The sequence below is a fragment of the Nocardia sp. NPDC046763 genome (genome assembly GCF_040645495.1).
Classification (GTDB): Bacteria; Actinomycetota; Actinomycetes; order Mycobacteriales; family Mycobacteriaceae; genus Nocardia.
Genome location: NZ_JBEYYI010000024.1, coordinates 79,446 through 97,285, shown reverse-complemented (window position 1 = coordinate 97,285; position 17,840 = coordinate 79,446). Strand labels below are relative to the sequence as shown.

Genomic DNA, 17,840 nt, shown 5'->3' with positions numbered 1-17,840 from the left:
GGGCAGTCGCGGCGACGGAGTCGGCGCGCATACTCGGCAGGATTCTGCCCAACGGGGTCGCCGCGGCCGAACTGACGGCGTACCCGGAGGACCTGAAACCGCACCCCGGCGAGGAGCACCTGATTGCCCGCGCGGTCGAGAAGCGGCGCCGGGACTTCATCGGCGCGCGCTACTGCGCCCGGCAGGCGCTGACCCAGCTCGGGGAGCCCGCCGTCGCCATCGGCAAGGGCGGCACCGGTGAACCGGTGTTCCCGCGCGGCATCGTCGGCAGTCTCACCCACTGCGACGGCTACCGGGCCGCCGCGCTCGGCCACAAACTGCGCTTCCGGTCCATCGGCATCGATGCCGAACCGCACGGTCAGCTGCCGGATGGCGTCCTGGACTCGGTGAGCCTGGCGCCCGAGCGGCAGTGGTTGCAGACCGTGCTGCCCGGCACCGATCTGCACCTGGACCGGCTGCTGTTCTGCGCCAAGGAAGCCACCTACAAGGCGTGGTTCCCGCTCACCGGCAAGTGGCTGGGATTCGAGGACGCGCACATCACGTTCACCGTGGACGAGGAGTCCGCGGGCAGCGGCGCGGGTACCTTCCACACCGAGCTGCTCGTCCCCGGCCCGGTCACCGACGGCGGCAGTCCCCTGACCTCGTTCGACGGCCGCTGGCTGATCAGCGACGGCCTCATCCTGACCGCGATCGTGGAGGCCTGATGGGCGCGGTGCAGGCCAGGCGCGAGAAGCTCCCCCCGCTGGTCGACGCCTTCGGCGGCCTGCTGATCGTCGACAAGGACGGTGGCTGGACCAGCCACGACGTGGTCGCCAAGAGCCGAAGGCTGTTGCGTACCAAGAAGGTCGGGCACGCCGGCACCCTCGACCCGATGGCCACCGGCGTGCTGGTGCTGGGTGTGGAACGGGCCACCAAACTGCTGGGGCAGTTGATCTTGACCACCAAGGCGTACACCGCCACCATCCGGCTCGGGCAGTCCACCGTGACCGACGACGCCGAGGGCGAGGTCACCGCGACCACCGCGGCCGGTCATCTCACCGACGCCGAGATCGCCTCGCGCATAGCCGCATTGACCGGCGATATCCAGCAGGTGCCCGCCACCGTCAGCGCGATCAAGGTCAATGGCGAGCGCGCCTACGCCCGCGCCCGCGCCGGTGAGGAGGTGGAGCTGGCCGCCCGGCCCGTCACCGTCAGCCGCTTCGACGTCCTCGCCCGCCGCGATATCGACACCGGCACAACCCGATTCGTCGATCTCGATGTCGAGGTGGAGTGCTCCTCCGGCACCTACATCCGGGCCCTGGCCCGCGACCTCGGTGAAAAGCTCGGTGTCGGCGGCCATCTCACCGCGCTGCGACGCACCCGCGTCGGCCCGTTCACCCTCGAGCACGCCCGCACCCTGGACCAGCTGGCCGCGGCGGCCGAGGCCGGCGAACCGCTGCTGAGCCTGGACATCGACACGGCCGTGCGCACCGCTTTCCCGGTCCGCGACATCACCGCCGCCCAGGCCGAGGACCTGCGCAACGGCCGCTGGCTGGACCCGATCGGCCTGCCCGGCGTCTACGCCGCCGTCGATCCCGACGGCCACGCCATCGCGCTGCTCCAGGAATCGGGCAAACGCGCCTCCTCGGTCATGGTGGTCCGCCCCGCGAATCTCTGAGGCGGCCCGGTCTACCGGCGTGGTACTGCCCAATCGCCGACACCGCGCTGCCCAATCCCTCACGCCGCGTGAGCGACCGGGCGCACCATGGAGAGCGTCGCTCGGCCGCGTAGAGGAGGCGAAGATGCCCACCGACCTCTCCCTCGAATCCATGAAGCAGTTCGTCGCCGACCATTTCGAGGAGTTCGTGAACCGGCGCAATGCCGCTGTCATCCACCGCAATATGACCCCCGACTTCCTCGACCACGACGGTCCCGGCGGCCGGCCCACCGACCTGACCGGCGACGAGAAGATGATGCTCGGCATGTACGAGGCCATGCCCGACCTGCACGTCACGGTGGTGGAGATGCTCGCCGAGGGCGACCGGGTGATGTGCCGCAACATCTGGCGCTGGACCGACCGCGCCACCGGGCAGCCGCTCAGCTTCCAGGGCTTCGTGCTGTGGCGCTTCCAGGGCCGCCGCATCGCCGAACGCTGGGCCACCGTCACCTCGCCCGCCCCGGGACCGGGCTGGGCGTAGAGCCCTCGAATTCCGAGGCGATTCCGATGCCCGGCGGGTTGTTCGCGCACCCGCGTGGCCGCCTACTCTTCAAGGGTGGAATTGCGGCAGTTGCGGTATTTCGTGGCGGTGGCGGAGGAGCTGCACTTCCGGCGCGCGGCGGAGCGGTTGTTCATCTCCACTCCGACGTTGAGCCAGCAGATCCGCGCCATCGAACGTGAGGTGGGCGGGCCATTGCTGATCCGCGGCAGTCACGGCGTGGAGCTGACGGCCGCGGGTGAGGTGCTGTTGACGACGTCCCGGAATGTGCTGGAGGCGGCCGAGACCGCGCTGCGGGAGACCCGGGCCGTCGCCCAGCCCGGCAATGCGGTGTTCCGGCTCGGCATCGTGAACGGCGCGCCCGCCTGGCTGCCGGGGCGGCTCGAGGCGCTGCTCAAGGCCCGCCAGCCCGGAGTGCGCATCGCGCTGTCCACCGGTACCAGTGGCGAGCAGGCGCGGTTGCTGGATCGGGAGGAGGTCGATCTGGCCGTGCTGCGGATGCCGGTCCGGCTGGCCGATAACCTCACCTGCACCCCCATTGCCGACGAGGAGCTCGGCATCGTCATGTCCCGCGAACACCCCCTGGCGGCAGCGGTTTCGGTGGAGCCGTCGAACCTCGGCGACCACGAACTCATCATGTTCGCCCGCGACGCCGCCCCCGAGGTCCACGACTCGGTGCTGTCGCAACTGCGCGAGCGGGGTGCGACCGTCGTCCTCAGCGACAGCGCCATGAGCCACGCCCAGATGCTGCAGCTGCTTCCGCTCCGCCCCGGGGCCATCGGCGTCGGCTCCGCCCGCACCGCGACGGTCCCCGGCCTGGTCTGGCGGCCGCTGCAACCCCGCCCCCTGGTCATCACCTATGCCGCCGCCTGGCGCACCACCACCCGAAACCCCCTGCTGCACACCATGGCCGACGCCCTCGCCGGCGGCCTCCGCCTCGGTTCCAGCTGACCGGTTCCCGTCCGGTCCTTGAATTCGAGAGTGACGCAGCTCATACTTCTAACTGTGTTAGGCGAAACTACACGCGATAGGAAGGCCGAACGCCGTGAGGCGACTCGGCAGGAGATCTTGGAGGTCGCCTGGTCGCTGGTCCGGGAACACGGCCTCGCTCAGCTGACTCTGCGCGAGGTGGCCACCCGGATCGGCATGCGCCCCCCGTCGCTGTACACCCACTTCGCTTCCAAGAACGCCATTTACGACGCCATGTTCGGCTCGGCCTGGCTCGAGTACGAACAGCTGGCCGCGCGAGCCCGCGTGACGCTGCCGGCCCATCCACGCGCACGGGTGCGAACAATGGCGCGGAACTTCTTCGACTTCTCGGTGGCCGATCTGGCCCGCTATCAGCTGATGAACCAGCGCACGATTCCGGGCTTCGAGCCCTCGGAGCACGCGTTCGCGCCGTCGGTGCGGGTCGTCCGGCAGACGGTGGAGTTACTGGGGGAGATCGGTGTGACCGACCGCGGCGACGTGGAGATCCTCTTCGCGCTGATCGGCGGCCTGGTCGATCAGCAGCTGGCCAACGATCCGGGCGGCGACAGCCGCAGCCGCCTGCTGGATCGCGCGGTGACCATGTGGGCCGACGGCGTGGGCCTGCCGCCCGGCCCCGAGTAGGCGGCCCGTCCCGACACGAGGAAAGACCATGCGCGACAACGAATCCAGCCAGCGGACCACCGCTCAGGAGCCGCGCCGCCCCCAGCTCGAACGTCGTGAGGCCATGCGGCTCGCTGCGGACGAATACCGCCGGATCGCCGACACCGTCGCCGGACTCGCGCCCGGCGACTGGGACCTGCCCACCGACTGCCCCGACTGGACCGTGCATCAGCTGGTATCGCACGTCGTCGGCATGGCCGCCATGGCCGCGTCCCCGTTCGAGAACCGACGGCAGATGCGCATCGCGGCCGAGCGCCCGGGCGGCGAGGCGGAGATGATCGATGCGCTCACCGCCCTGCAGGTCCGCGAATTCGGCAGGCACACACCGGAAGAACTGGTCGTCATGCTCGCCGACCTGGGGCCGCGGGCCGCCAAGTGCCGCCGCCGCGCCCCCGGCCTCCTCCGGCGGCGTCCGATGGCGGAGCCACAGGTGATCAATGGGCTGGCCGAACGCTGGAGTCTCGGCTACCTCATCGACATCATCCTGACCCGGGATCCGTGGATGCACCGCATCGACCTGGGCCGGGCTGTCGCGCGGCGGCCGGAGCCGACCGCCGATCATGACGGCCGGATCGTGGACGACGTGGTGCGGGAATGGACCCAACGGCATGGCAAGCCCTACCGGCTCACCCTCACGGGTCCGGCCGGCGGCACCTGGTCGTCGCCGGACGGCGATGGCGAATCGTTCGAACTCGATGCGATCGAGTTCTGTCGCACGCTCTCGGGGCGCGGCCGGGCCGACGCCCCGTTCGGCACGTTGATCCCGTTCTGAATATCGAGGCGGGACAGAGGTTTCCATCCGCAGCACTGCTTCAGGAACCGCCATGAACATCCACTCGATCACTCCCGATGTGACCGTCCTGAGCGATTTCATCGAGGTCCCCAGCCTCGGCTTCCTCCCGGTCAACACTTACGTCCTGCACGCCGCCGAACCGGTCGTCATCGACACCGGCCTGAGCAACGCCGACAAGGATTTCCTCGGCGCGCTGAGCCGCGTCATCGACCCGGCCGACGTGCGCTGGGTCTGGCTCACCCATCCCGACCGCGATCACACCGGCGGACTGTGGCGGCTGCTCGACGCCGCGCCGCAGGCCCGGCTGGTCTCCAGCTTCATCGGCGTCGGACTCCTGTCCTGCCAGTGGAATATCCCCATGGACCGGGTCTACCTGCTCAATCCCGGGCAGCGACTCGGTGTCGGCGACCGTGACCTGATCGGATTCCGGCCGCCGCTGTTCGACAACCCGGCCACCGTGGGCGTCTTCGACACCCGCTCCGGCGCACTGTTCAGTTCGGACTGCTTCGGTGCGCCGCTGTCCAGCGCGGAACTGGCCACCGCACCCGACGCCCAGGCCGCCGAGGCCGAACTGACCGCCGCGCAGCGCCTCTGGGTGGCCGTGGACAGTCCCTGGATCCACCTCGTCGATGCCGAGAAGTATTCGGCCACCGTCGATCCCGTGCGCGGTCTGGATCCCTCGGGTATCTACAGCACCCACCTGCCCCCGGCCCGGGGCCTGAACGAGCGGCTGTTCGACCTGGCGGACGCCGCGCCGGAGGTGCCCGCGTTCGTCGGCCCGGACCAGCGGGAGCTGGAGGCCATGCTCGCGACGTTGCAGCCCTGACGCACGCGGCCGGAGCTGCGGTGTTAGCCCCGGCCTCACAGCTGTTCGACCGCGCGTCGTGGACGAGGGTGCGCGCCGCGGGTTTGCTGAATGGCATGACAGACAACGGATTCGGAACACAGGTCGGACGTGCGGTCGTGGTGGGCGGCGGCTCCGGTATGGGCCAGGCGATCGCCGACGCCCTGCTGGCGGCGGGCAACGAGGTGATCATCGTCGGCAGGTCGGAGCAGCGACTGGCCGACGCGGTGCGGGAGCTCGGAGATGGGAAGGTCAGTGCCGTCGTCGCGGATGTCGCTGACGAGGAACAGGTTTCGCGGTTGTTCGAGACCGTCGGGACGGTCGATCACGTGATCACCACCGCCGCCGATCTCACCGGGGCGTACGGACCCGTCGCCACCTTCGACTTCGAGCGCGGACGCGGCTTTCTCGAGACCAAACTGATCGGGTCGATGCTGCTGGCCAAGCACGCGCGCTTGACCGAGAACGGCTCGCTCACCTTCATATCCGGGATCGCCGCCTACCGCCCGGCGGTGGGCGGGGCCATGGTGGCGGCGGTGAATGCCGCGCTGGAAGGGTTGACGCGGGCGCTGGCGGTGGAGCTGAGCCCGATCCGGGTGAACGCGGTGTCGCCCGGCTGGGTGCTGACCGATATCTGGGAGTCGATGCCCTGGGAGGACAAGGAGGAACGGCTGGCGGCCATGGCCGAGAAGCTGCCCGCCAAACGGCTGGGGCGTCCGGACGACATTGCGGCAGCGGTGCTTTCGGTCATCGGCAACCACTTCGTCACCGGCACCGTCCTGCACGTGGACGGCGGGCACCGCCTCGTCTGACATCGGCGCCGGCGGTTGTCCGGATGCCGCCTGCGCGACGCCTCGAACGGGGACAGGTCACCCGGGTCGATAATGGGCTGCGGCCGCCCGTTCAGTGCGCTTCGCTGAGCCAGATCGCTTCGGCCGCAATGCTTCCGAGGTCGATCGTGCGTTCGTCGACCTGCACCGCGATGGTGCCCGCGAAATCGCGCCGCTCCACCACGGCGATGGGTGTGTCCAGCGCGATGCCGAGCGAATCGAAGTAGCGCAGCATGGCCGGATCGGAGTCGGAAATCCGTGCCACCCGGCCGGATTCGCCGGCGTCGAAATCACTGAGCTGGCGGGCCGGGGGAGTTGGCACCGCGCCGTCCACCGAGGGAATCGGGTCTCCGTGCGGATCCCGGTCGGGGTGGCCGAGTTTGGCGTCGATGCGCTCCATCAGCGTCTCCGAGACGGCGTGCTCGAGCACCTCGGCCTCGTCGTGCACCTCGTCCCAGCCGTAGCCGAGTTCATTGACCAGGAAGGTCTCGATGAGCCGGTGCCGGCGCACCATGGCGATCGCGGCGCGGCGGCCGTCTTCGGTGAGCGTGATGGCCCCGTAGCGGGCGTGTTCGACCAGCCCCTGGTCGGCGAGCTTACGGACGGCCTCGGACACCGTGGAGGCGGAGACGCCGATCCTCTCGGCGAGCAGCTTGGTCGACACCTTCTCCTGGGACCACTCCTGCGCCGTCCAGATCACTTTCAGGTAGTCCTGGGCGACCGAGGACAGCACCGGGGCGATGGTCGTGGTCCTGCTGTGGGGTTCGGAAGGTGCGGACGGATCGGCCAGCTCACGGCGGGTGGCGATGTCTCGTTTTCCGGGCACGTACCCGAGCTTAGGCACACCTCGCGCGGTTTCACACATCGGCGCGCTCGCTGGTAGGGAGCACGGTTCGGCAGGAAGGTCCGCTATCGCGTGACACGGATCGGCACACAGTGGACCGCGTTTGCCCCGTACCCCAACCGATTCCATGCGGGCTCGTCGGGCTGGGTGTGGCCGGCCGCATCCGTCGCCCTCACCCGCACAGTCGTCGGTCCGGGGGCATCGACAGAGGCGACAAGATCCCATTCGCGCCAGCTGCCCGGCAATTGCTTCCCCGGCAATCGAGCCTGCTGCCAGCTCCCTTCACCGATCGAGACCTCGACGCTGGTGATCGGGGCGAGCCCGGACCAGGCGACACCCTGGATGCTGAGCGACCCGGGGCGCACAACGGCGTTCGACGCAGGAACCGTGATCACGGACCGTACTCGCTGTAGGCGCACCGGCTCGGTGACGACCTGCCCTCCGCGCTCCCACTCGTAGCAGTACTTTTCGGTCTGGAAGAACCCGGCGAACCGATGGTCGAGGACCTCGATGTCGGTGAGCCACTTCACCGATGCCACCCCATACCAGTCCGGCACGACCAGCCGTAGCGGACGGCCGTGGAGGGCTGGTAGCGGCTCACCGTTCATGGCGTAGGCGAGCAGCGCCCCGCTGTGCTGGGCATCGGTCAGGTCGAGGCTGCGCTCGAAGCGGATCGTTCCCGAATGCCGGTCTACAGGCCCGCTGTCCGCACCGCGGAACACCACCTCGCACGCTCCGGGAGCCGGAACCGCGCGCGCGAGTACCTCGATCAAGGGGACTCCGGTCCATTCCGCGGTGCCGACCGCGCCGGGTCCCCACTGTTCCCCCGGCGTCGGCGGGTCCAGGGTCGATCGGTCATTGCCGGCGCACTCGACGGTGACAATCCGTGTCCGCGACGGCATTCGGCGCAGGTCCGGCAAGGTCAAGGTCGACGGATTGCTGACCTGGCCGGTGACCCGAAGCCGCCAGTCGGCCGGGTCCAGATCCGGAATCCGGAAATGATTCCGCTTGTAGAACCGCGCGTTCGATGTGACGCTGCCCCTCAGCTCGGAAATAGGCGTCTCGGCATTGAGCGGGTCGGAGCGGATCACGAGCAGGTCCGCCGCAGTGGCTTGTCCCTGGGCCAGCCGAGGGTTGATCCAGGGCGTGGCCCGGCCGGCAGTCGAGGTCATCGAGGCACACTCCTGACCTTGGTTTCAATTCCCGCAGATCCCTAACCTACCGGCGCCGGAACGATCCGTATGTATGGCTTCGGTGCATTCCAGCTGCCGAAGATCTTTTCGGCCTCCTCGTTCGAGACGGACGGCAGAATGACGACGTCCTCGCCCGCGGTCCAGTCGACCGGCGTCGCGACAAGGTGGCGCGCGGTGAGCTGGATCGAGTCGATTGCCCGGAGCACCTCGTCGAAATTGCGGCCGGTCGACATCGGGTAGACGAGGATCAGTTTGATCTTCTTGTCCGGACCGATGAGGAAAACATTGCGTACCGTTTGATTATCCGCTGGCGTGCGGTCCTCATAGGTGCCCGCGGTCTCGGCGGGCAGCATCCCGTACAGCTTGGACACCGCGAGGTCGGTATCCGCAATGATCGGGTAGTCAGGACGCGCGCCCTGGGTCTGCTCGATATCGTCGGCCCACTTCTCGTGCGAGCTGAGCGCATCGACAGACAATCCCATGACCTTGACGCCGCGACGGTCGAACTCACGCTCGAGGACGGCGAGCCGGCCGAGTTCGGTCGTGCAGATCGGCGTGAAGTCCTTGGGGTGGGAGAAGAGTATCGCCCACGAATCGCGAATCCAGTCGTGGAATCCGATGGTGCCCGCGGTGGTCTCCGCGGTGAAATCCGGTGCGGTGTCGCCGAGCCGTAGTGACATGGCGGTCCCTCCTTGCCAATTGTTGTGTACATCGATGACCGACGGCGCTGCCCGAGATCACGCCGCGGCGGCAGGGGTCAGGTGTCTGGCTGGGTCGAACGATTCGAACGCAGCTTTCGCGACGACGAACACGCCGCGCTGCGGCAGCCAGAGATCGCCGAGCCGCTGCTGCTGCGGCAGCGGCGCGGGCGTGCCGAGATCGGCCCCGCGCAACCGCGCCCGGCTGGCGGAGACGAGCCACATCAGGAGCGGTCCGGCCGCGAAGTGCTGACCGTTCGGAGCGGTTCCGCTCATGCGGATATGCCCGACCTGCAGCATCGGGCCCAGCCCTTTGGCCATGATCCGATGACAACGGTCGTTGCGCCACACTGCGGTCGGAGTGTGGCGTCCCAGGGCACTCAGCAGGCGGGTACGGCCGGTGGCTTCCAACTCGATGCGCCACTCCAGAATGCCGGGAATCCGGACCTCCAGCGAGTACGGGCCGACCCAGTCGATCTCGATCGGGGTGCGGACCGTGGTGGCCGTGCCGCCGTCGGAGAAATACCGGGCACAGCTGAGTTCCGGCGCCACGTCGGAGAAGAAGGTCCATTCGCCTGCCGGATTCCGGTGCCACACAGCGCGATAGCCCGAACCGAACGACGTGGCGGCAAAATGACGCAGCGCCAGGTAGTCCCCGGTGTCGAACGGCACACCCATCACGCCGTAACCGGCGAACCGTTCGTCGGTACCAGGCCATAGCGCGGGTCGGTCGATGGTTGCCTGCGCCGCGGTTCTGGGGTTCTTGATGGTCGTCATGCGACGATCGTCGTCGCGGCGGCCGGGGCGGTCATGAGGCATTCGCCCCGTTTTCTGGTTCACATCTTTCTGGTTCACATCGACAGGGGGGGTGACCATGCCGTGCTGTGTTGCGAACAGGCTCGCTCCGACCCGGTTCGTGACGCCGATCTTGCTGTAGATGTGCTCGACGTGGTTGCGGACCGTCTTCTCGGAAACGCCGAGGGCCTTTGCGATCTCGCGATTCGATCGACCCCACGCCACGTTGATCAGGATCTCGGCTTCCCTGGGGGTCAGACCGGACGGCCGTGCGGGTCGTCTGGACCGCCGGTGGCCGGCGGCTTCGAGTACTGCCTCGACCGCGGTTGGTTCGAGTTGCCCGGCAGCTGCGTCACGGCGCAGACGGCGTGCCGCCTGATCGGGATCGAGGGCCACACGATACGGCCGCGGTTCCCGCGAGCTGTGGTACTTCACTGCGGCTGCCAGCAGCCGATCGTTCACGGAGAGAACGCCGCCGGTGAGACCGTTCGGGTACCCCGAGCCATCCAGGTGTTCATGATGCCGCTCCGCGACGGCCTTGACCGCTTCGAGACCGCCTACGCGACTCAAGATCCGGCCGGTCAGGTAGGGGTGCATCTGTGTGCGTTCCGCTTCGGATGCGGTGAGCGGGCCCGGTTTCTCCCAGATGTGGTTGGACACGCCGATCCGGCCGAGGTCGTGGACGTACCCCGCCCGGCGCATCAGGTCCGCATCCGCCGCGCCCAGTCCCGCGCAGGTCGCCGCGGCATGCGCCAGGTCGGCTACCCCACGCGAATGACCAAGGGTGAATGGACATTTCAGGTCGACGAAGTCGCCGAGTGCCTGCAGCAGCGTATCGAGTTCCGCACCGGTGACAATCCGATCCGGATCGGGCAATGATGCTGCGGCAGCCGACCACGCGTCGTCCGGCAGGCCGAGCATGTCACGTGCCGAGCCGACGAGGACGGACACCAACTGCGGGTCGAGCTGTCCACCGCTGCGGCTGCCGGCTACCGTGATGGCCGCTTCGACGCCGTGGGCGCGTTGGGGCACCTCGACGACATCGGCGAGCTGGACGACCCGCATCACGATCGGAATGTCGTCGCCCGCAACGCCATTCGGCAGTCCACGTCCATCCCACCGTTCGAAGGCGAATCGCAGTGCGGAAGCGACCTCCTCGCCCAGGCCGAACTGTTCGGCCAGCAGCGATGCGGAAGCGCAGTGCGAGCGCACCAGTTTGCCGAGGTTGCCCCTGGCGTCCTTGATCAACGCCGCGCCGATCTGCGCCCGCTTGCCCAGCGGTAACCCGCGTCCGGCATTGCGCAGCAAGAAGCGGAGATACGGTAATCCGGACCAATCAACCGAGTAGCTGTCGTGCCGAACCGTGATGTCGTCGCCGAACCAGTGTGCGTACTCGTGCGAATCGGCATGACATCCGATCCACATCAGCAGCGACGTATGAAAGACGGCCGACCGCTCCTCCTCGGTGAGGCACAGCCGATCGGCAAGCCGGGTCCCGATGACGGCGGACCGCAGCATGTGCTCCATCGGCTGGCCCAAGCCCAGATCGATCGCAATCGAAAGTGCCGCCAGAACCTCTCTTCGGGAAACAAACGGCGCCACGATCGTCTCCTGTCGTCGCGCCTATTCACGCTACGCCGACGCTGCAACTGCCGAAAATGGGACAAATTCCTCATGTTCGGCCGTTTCGACGGGGCTCTACTTGGTGGTGGAGATCCCATCGCAGTGACCTCCGCTGAAGACGACGGCAGGTAGCCGGAGAGGAGTCTCGATGACCCGCATCCATACCGGTCACGGTGCCGCCGGCCTGACCAGGTTCGCCAGCGACGTCGATGCCCTGGTCCATGACAACAGCGACGAACACCGGCTCACGGCTCTGGTGGCCGACCGGCTTCGAGCGCTCTTGGCCTCGGAGGTCACCCTCCCGCCCGAATTCACTCAGCCGCATACCGACCACTACGTGGTGTACCCACTCCATGTCGCGACCGATGGATCGTTCAGCATCGTGTCTGCGGTGTGGGATGTCGGTCAGACCACGCCCGTCCATGGACACGAGACCTGGGGCGTGGTCGGGATCTATGCCGGTGTCGAACACGAGACCCGCTACGTCAAACCCGCAGCGCCGGATATCCCGCTCGTGGCAACGGTGGAACACGAGTGGCACCGCGGTCAGGTGACGATCTGCTGCACCACCGACGACGACGTCCATCGCGTCGACTGCGCGGGCGAAACCCCGTGCGTCGGTGTCCACGTCTATGGAGCTGACGTCGGAACGCTTCCGCGCCGATGGTACGAACCCGATACCGGGCGGCAGCACTGGTTCATCTCAGGATGGGCCACGCCGCCGGCGAATCGCAGATCGGCGAGTTCGGCAAGGGGGCCGGAGTGGTGAACGCAGGGTGACGGACATGCTTCCGGCCGTGAAGATCCGCACCGCCGAATATTGTCTGTGACGCGCTTTGCGTAGGCTTCCCGTGTGCAGAGATGGCGAAGTCTCGAGGAGATGCCCGCGGACTGGGGCCGGTGTGTCCTCACCATCGGGGTATTCGACGGCGTGCATCGCGGTCACGCCCAGCTCATCAGCCGTGCGGTGAAATCCGCTGCGGTGCGGGGCGTTCCGTCGGTGCTCATGACGTTCGACCCGCACCCGGTGGACGTGGTGCGGCCGGGTGCGCATCCGGCGCAACTGTCCACCCTGGACCGGCGCGCGGAACTGGTCGAGGAACTCGGCATCGACGTGTTCGTGGTGATGCCCTTCACCCGTGACTTCATGAAGCTCACCCCCGAGGAGTACGTCGAGGAACTGCTCGTGGACCGACTGCACGTGGCCGAGGTCGTGGTGGGCGACAACTTCACCTTCGGCAAGCAGGCCGCCGGCACCGTCGACACCATGCGCGAGCTCGGCCGCCGCCACGGCTTCGACGTCGACGGCGTGCAGCTGCTCGGCGAGCACGCCGTCACCTTCTCCTCCACCTACATTCGCGGCTGCCTGGCCGACGGCAATGTGGGCGCGGCCGCCGAGGCGCTGGGCCGCCCGCATCGCGTCGAGGGCGTGGTCGTGCACGGCGACGGCCGTGGCAAGGGCCTGGGCTTTCCGACCGCCAATGTGGCCCCGACCATGCACGCCGCCATCCCCGCCGACGGGGTGTACGCGGGCTGGTTCTCCGTCCTCGAACCCGGCGACTCGCTGGCGGGCGAGCGCCACATGGCCGCCATCTCGGTCGGTACCAACCCGACCTTCGACGGCCGCAACCGCACCGTCGAGCCCCATATCCTCGATTTCGACGCCGATCTCTACGGCAAGCACGTGGCCGTGGACTTCGTCGAACAGCTGCGCGGCATGCGGAAGTTCGGGTCCATCGAGGAGCTGGTCGAGGCCATCGGCAAGGATGTCGACCAGGCCCGCAAGGTGCTCGGCGACGACACCGACGAAGAATAGGGCTCCCAGGGCCGATTTCCGCCAAAGCCGGAGACTCCGGTAAGCTGTCCCGTCGGGTTTGCTGCGGTCCGTGGCGGCGCCCAACCGGATTCGTCCGGTCCCTCGAGCGCGGACTGAAACAAGGAGTATCTGTGGCTCTCACCACTGAGCAGAAGTCGGCGATCCTCGCCGAGTACGGCGTGCACGAGAAGGACACCGGTTCCCCGGAGGCGCAGATCGCGCTGCTGTCCAAGCGGATCGCCGACATCACCGAGCACCTCAAGAAGCACAAGCACGACCACCACACCCGCCACGGCCTGATGGCGCTGATCGGTCGTCGCAAGCGGCTCTCGAAGTACCTGCAGAACAAGGACATCGAGCGTTACCGTTCGCTGATCGAGCGTCTCGGCCTGCGTCGCTGACCCAAGCCGCGGACCCTCGGCGCGGCGAGGTGACACACCTCGTCGGCAGAGGTAGTTGACGAACCGGCCAACGAGGAGGCATAGAATCTCCTCGTTGGCCTTTCGTATATGTGGCCGTGGATCCCCACGAGGGGGAGGATCGGCCGGGTATACGCCAACACGAGCCGTATGCACCCGTCGCGTGGCGTCGGTCTTCGGTAGTGGCTTTTCGGGGCGCGAAGTGAGATGAACCATGCGCGCCCGGAGGGCTTCGATCGATGACCGCCTCCGCGTCGCCGTATCCAAGGGGATAGGGCCGGGTGTGCGCGCTGTGGCCAGGAGGGCTGCCGCGCGCCCATGCCGGGTACGGCTCACGAGCCGGGTCGCACGTGATCGATGCGTGCTGGATCCGGCGAAGACGAGAGGTTGAGATAACAAAGATGTCCGACACCCAGACCAGTTCCGCCGCCGAGGTCGAGCCCGGCGTTTTCGAGTCCGTCGCCCTGATCGACAACGGCAGCTACGGCACTCGCACCATTCGTTTCGAGACCGGCCGCCTGGCCAAGCAGGCCGCCGGTTCCGTCGTCGCCTACCTCGACGACGAGACCATGCTGCTGTCGGCCACCACGGCCTCCAAGCAGCCCAAGGACCAGTTCGACTTCTTCCCGCTGACGGTGGACGTCGAGGAGCGCATGTACGCCGCGGGCCGCATCCCCGGCTCGTTCTTCCGTCGCGAGGGGCGCCCCTCCACCGACGCCATCCTGACCTGCCGCCTGATCGACCGGCCGCTGCGTCCGTCCTTCGTCGACGGCCTGCGCAACGAGATCCAGGTCGTCGTCACCGTCATGTCGCTGGATCCGAAGGATCTGTACGACGTGGTCGCGATCAACGCCGCCTCGGCGTCCACCCAGATCGCCGGCCTGCCGTTCTCCGGCCCGGTCGGCGGCGTGCGCGTCGCGCTGATCGAGGGCCAGTGGGTCGCCTTCCCGACCGTGGAGCAGCTCGAGGGCGCCGTGTTCGACATGGTCGTCGCGGGCCGCGTGGTCGACGGTGACGTCGCCATCATGATGGTCGAGGCCGAGGCCACCGACAATGTGCTGGCGCTGATCGCAGACGGCGCCTCAGCGCCGACGGAAACCGTTGTGGCCGAGGGCCTCGAGGCCGCCAAGCCGTTCATCGCCCACCTGTGCAAGGCGCAGTCGGACCTGGCCGCCCTGGCGGCCAAGCCGACCGAAGAGTTCCCGATCTTCCTGCCGTACCAGCCCGACGCCTACGAGGCCGTCGAGGGCACCGCCAAGCGCGAGCTGAACGAGGCGCTGTCCATCGCGGGCAAGCAGGAGCGCGAGGAGAAGATCGACGAGATCAAGCTCGACGTGCTCTCCGAGCTGGCCGAGTCCTTCGAGGGCCGCGAGAAGGAACTGGGCGCCGCCTTCCGCTCGGTCACCAAGAAGCTTGTGCGCCAGCGCATCCTGACCGACAGCTTCCGCATCGACGGCCGCGGCCTGGCCGACATCCGCGCGCTGTCCGCCGAGGTCGCCGTGGTCCCGCGCGCCCACGGTTCGGCGCTGTTCGAGCGTGGCGAGACCCAGATCCTGGGTGTCACCACCCTGGACATGGTGAAGATGGCGCAGCAGGTCGACTCGCTCGGCCCGGAGACCTCCAAGCGCTACATGCACCACTACAACTTCCCACCGTTCTCCACCGGTGAGACCGGTCGCGTGGGTTCGCCCAAGCGTCGCGAGATCGGCCACGGCGCGCTCGCCGAGCGCGCGCTGGTCCCGGTGCTGCCGTCGCAGGAGGAGTTCCCCTACGCCATCCGTCAGGTCTCGGAGGCGTTGGGCTCCAACGGTTCCACCTCGATGGGTTCGGTCTGCGCCTCGACCCTGTCGCTGCTGAACGCCGGTGTGCCGCTGAAGGCCCCCGTCGCCGGTATCGCCATGGGCCTGGTGTCGGACACCGTGAAGAACGACAAGGGTGAGGACGAGGTCCGCTACGTGGCCCTCACCGACATCCTGGGCGCCGAGGATGCCTTCGGTGACATGGACTTCAAGGTCGCCGGCACCCGCGAGTTCGTCACCGCCCTGCAGCTGGACACCAAGCTCGACGGCATCCCGTCGAAGGTGCTGGCCGGTGCGCTGAACCAGGCCAAGGATGCGCGCCACACCATCCTGGACGTGATGGCCGAGGCCATCGCCACCCCGGACGAGATGAGCCCCTACGCTCCGCGCGTCACCGCCATCAAGATCCCGGTGGACAAGATCGGCGAGGTGATCGGACCCAAGGGCAAGGTCATCAACCAGATCACCGAGGACACCGGCGCCAACATCTCCATCGAGGACGACGGCACCGTGTTCGTCGGCGCGACCGACGGCCCGTCGGCGCAGGCCGCGATCGACGCGATCAACGCCATCGCCAACCCGCAGCTGCCGAAGGTCGGCGAGCGCTTCCTGGGCACGGTCGTCAAGACCACTGCCTTCGGCGCGTTCGTCTCGCTGCTGCCGGGCCGCGACGGTCTGGTCCACATCTCGAAGCTGGGCAACGGCAAGCGCGTCGCCAAGGTCGAGGACGTGGTCAACGTGGGTGACAAGATCCGCGTCGAGATCGCCGACATCGACAACCGCGGCAAGATCTCGCTGGTGCCGATCGACGAGGATTCGGACAACTCCGAAGCCTCTGCTGCGGTCGAGACGAGTGCAGAGTAATTATTTCTCTGTGACGAAGAAGCAGTCCGCGGTGCGCGCGGGTTCCGCGCGCGCCGCGACAGACACGGCCCCCTTGCTCCGGAACCTGGAGCAGGGGGGCTCTTCACTGGTGGTTGCCCAGAATCAAGCGCCCGCAACGGATATCGGAGTGCGCCGCACCGTGCTGCCCGGCGGGCTACGGGTGGTCACCGAGCATGTGCCGGGCGTGCGCTCGGCGTCGATCGGCGTGTGGGTCGGAGTCGGCTCGCGCGACGAGGGCCCCACGGTGGCCGGCGCCGCGCACTTCCTCGAGCATCTGCTGTTCAAGGCCACGCCCTCGCGCTCTGCGCTGGATATCGCGGAGGCCATGGACGCGGTCGGCGGTGAGCTGAACGCCTTCACTGCCAAGGAGCAGACCTGCTACTACGCGCACGTGCTGGACGAGGATCTGGCGCTGGCGGTGGATCTGGTCACCGACGTGGTGATGAACGGGCTGTGCCGGGCCGAGGACGTATCGGTGGAACGTCAGGTCGTGCTGGAGGAGATCTCCATGCGCGACGACGATCCCGAGGACCTGGTCGGCGACCTCTTCCTCAGCGCCCTCTTCGGTGATCATCCGATCGGCCGCCCGGTGATCGGCAATGTCGAGACCATCGAGGCCATGCAGGCCCAGCAGCTGCGCTCGTTCCACCAGCGCCGCTACCGGCCCGACCGCATGGTGGTGGCGGTGGCCGGCAATATCGAGCACGAGCACACCGTCGAACTGGTGTACCGCGCCTTCGGGAATCGGCTCGAATCCGGGCTGGAACCCGCTCCGCGGCGGGAGGGCCAGTTCCGGCCGCGCGGCAATCCGAAGCTGCTGCGCATCCAGCGCGACAGCGAGCAGGCGCATCTGGTGTTCGGCACCCGCGCCTTCGGCCGGCACGACGCCGAGAAGCGCTGGCCGCTGTCGGTGCTCAACACGGTGCTCGGCGGCGGGCTGAGTTCGCGGCTGTTCCAGCGCATTCGGGAGGAGCGCGGCCTGGCGTACTCGGTGTACTCCAGCGTCGATACCTTCGCCGACACCGGCGCGTTCTCGGTCTACATCGGCTGCCAGCCCGAAAACCTGGGCCGCGTCGCGAGTTTGGCGCGCGGCGTGCTCGAGGAGGTGGCCGCCGACGGCATCACCGACGCCGAATGCGCCCGCGCCAAGGGTTCGCTGCGGGGCGGTCTGGTGCTGGGGCTGGAGGATTCCGGCTCGCGCATGAACCGGATCGGCCGCTCGGAACTCAGCTACGGCAACCACCGCAGCGTGTCCGAAACCCTCACTCGCATAGACGAAGTCACCACCGACGAGGTCTCCCGGATCGCGGCCGCCCTGCTCGCCCGCCCCTTCGGCGTCGCGGTGGCCGGACCCTACCGCCGCACCCGCGACCTGCCCGCTGCCGTCCGCCATCTCGTGGACTGAGATCGCTACTCGGCAGTAGTCCCGCCTGGCCGGTGAGGTATGCCCGTTTGT

16 protein-coding genes and 1 pseudogene are annotated in these 17,840 nt (G+C 68.0%); 13 read left to right on the top strand and 4 right to left on the bottom strand.

What is annotated here, in order from left to right; all coding sequences use genetic code 11:
- The first annotated feature begins 29 nt into the window (after nt 1-29).
- The 8 genes from npt to ABZ909_RS31785 all read left to right on the top strand — a co-directional run bounded on the left by npt (nt 30) and on the right by ABZ909_RS31785 (nt 6,294).
- Nucleotides 30-704 carry a 4'-phosphopantetheinyl transferase Npt gene (gene npt / locus ABZ909_RS31820; protein WP_357007114.1) on the top strand — a complete coding sequence of 225 codons (675 nt, stop codon included), beginning with the start codon at nt 30-32 and terminating at the stop codon, nt 702-704.
- Nucleotides 704-1,657, top strand: coding sequence for a tRNA pseudouridine(55) synthase TruB (gene truB / locus ABZ909_RS31815; protein WP_357006977.1), 954 nt, complete (start codon nt 704-706; stop codon nt 1,655-1,657). The genes npt and truB overlap by 1 nt, the downstream gene beginning before the upstream one ends.
- Nucleotides 1,658-1,781: 124 nt before the next feature.
- Nucleotides 1,782-2,177: an ester cyclase gene (locus ABZ909_RS31810; protein ID WP_357006974.1), complete on the top strand. Its 396-nt coding sequence runs from the start codon at nt 1,782-1,784 to the stop codon at nt 2,175-2,177.
- A gap of 75 nt (nt 2,178-2,252) precedes the next feature.
- Complete coding sequence (locus ABZ909_RS31805; protein WP_357006971.1) at nt 2,253-3,146, top strand: LysR substrate-binding domain-containing protein; 894 nt, start codon at nt 2,253-2,255, stop codon at nt 3,144-3,146.
- Between the two features lie 54 nt (nt 3,147-3,200).
- A complete protein-coding gene (locus tag ABZ909_RS31800) occupies nt 3,201-3,806 on the top strand; it encodes a TetR/AcrR family transcriptional regulator (RefSeq protein WP_357006969.1) in 606 nt (201 codons plus the stop codon).
- A gap of 28 nt (nt 3,807-3,834) precedes the next feature.
- Nucleotides 3,835-4,617, top strand: a complete 783-nt coding sequence (locus tag ABZ909_RS31795) for a maleylpyruvate isomerase family mycothiol-dependent enzyme (RefSeq protein ID WP_357006966.1) — start codon at nt 3,835-3,837, stop codon at nt 4,615-4,617.
- A 52-nt stretch (nt 4,618-4,669) separates the two neighbouring features.
- A complete protein-coding gene (locus ABZ909_RS31790) occupies nt 4,670-5,464 on the top strand; it encodes an MBL fold metallo-hydrolase (RefSeq protein WP_357006964.1) in 795 nt (264 codons plus the stop codon).
- A 95-nt stretch (nt 5,465-5,559) separates the two neighbouring features.
- On the top strand, nt 5,560-6,294 hold the full coding sequence (locus tag ABZ909_RS31785) for an SDR family oxidoreductase (protein ID WP_357006961.1): 735 nt from the start codon (nt 5,560-5,562) through the stop codon (nt 6,292-6,294).
- A 91-nt stretch (nt 6,295-6,385) separates the two neighbouring features.
- On the opposite strand, the gene ABZ909_RS31780 is transcribed toward ABZ909_RS31785, so the two are convergent.
- The 4 genes and pseudogenes from ABZ909_RS31780 to ABZ909_RS31765 form a co-directional block, all read right to left on the bottom strand.
- The gene (locus ABZ909_RS31780; RefSeq protein WP_357006959.1) at nt 6,386-7,177 is read right to left on the bottom strand and encodes a metal-dependent transcriptional regulator; all 792 of its coding nucleotides are present in this window, start codon (nt 7,175-7,177) and stop codon (nt 6,386-6,388) included.
- Nucleotides 7,178-7,221: 44 nt separating this feature from the next.
- Nucleotides 7,222-8,328: a sulfite oxidase gene (locus tag ABZ909_RS31775; protein ID WP_357006956.1), complete on the bottom strand. Its 1,107-nt coding sequence runs from the start codon at nt 8,326-8,328 to the stop codon at nt 7,222-7,224.
- A gap of 41 nt (nt 8,329-8,369) precedes the next feature.
- The gene (locus ABZ909_RS31770) at nt 8,370-9,029 is read right to left on the bottom strand and encodes a peroxiredoxin (RefSeq protein WP_357006953.1); all 660 of its coding nucleotides are present in this window, start codon (nt 9,027-9,029) and stop codon (nt 8,370-8,372) included.
- An 882-nt stretch (nt 9,030-9,911) separates the two neighbouring features.
- Nucleotides 9,912-11,447 (bottom strand): annotated as a pseudogene (locus tag ABZ909_RS31765) (HD domain-containing phosphohydrolase); the annotation flags it as partial.
- 166 nt (nt 11,448-11,613) lie between these two features.
- Here ABZ909_RS31765 and ABZ909_RS31760 point away from each other — a divergent pair.
- From ABZ909_RS31760 to ABZ909_RS31740, 5 genes are all read left to right on the top strand, one after another.
- On the top strand, nt 11,614-12,234 hold the full coding sequence (locus tag ABZ909_RS31760; RefSeq protein ID WP_357006950.1) for a cysteine dioxygenase family protein: 621 nt from the start codon (nt 11,614-11,616) through the stop codon (nt 12,232-12,234).
- A gap of 84 nt (nt 12,235-12,318) precedes the next feature.
- Nucleotides 12,319-13,281: a bifunctional riboflavin kinase/FAD synthetase gene (locus ABZ909_RS31755; protein WP_357006947.1), complete on the top strand. Its 963-nt coding sequence runs from the start codon at nt 12,319-12,321 to the stop codon at nt 13,279-13,281.
- Between the two features lie 131 nt (nt 13,282-13,412).
- Nucleotides 13,413-13,682 carry a 30S ribosomal protein S15 gene (rpsO, locus tag ABZ909_RS31750; RefSeq protein WP_357006944.1) on the top strand — a complete coding sequence of 90 codons (270 nt, stop codon included), beginning with the start codon at nt 13,413-13,415 and terminating at the stop codon, nt 13,680-13,682.
- 419 nt (nt 13,683-14,101) lie between these two features.
- Nucleotides 14,102-16,363, top strand: coding sequence for a polyribonucleotide nucleotidyltransferase (locus ABZ909_RS31745; protein ID WP_357006941.1), 2,262 nt, complete (start codon nt 14,102-14,104; stop codon nt 16,361-16,363).
- 106 nt (nt 16,364-16,469) lie between these two features.
- The gene (locus tag ABZ909_RS31740; RefSeq protein ID WP_357007111.1) at nt 16,470-17,789 is read left to right on the top strand and encodes a pitrilysin family protein; all 1,320 of its coding nucleotides are present in this window, start codon (nt 16,470-16,472) and stop codon (nt 17,787-17,789) included.
- Nucleotides 17,790-17,840: the final 51 nt, after the last annotated feature.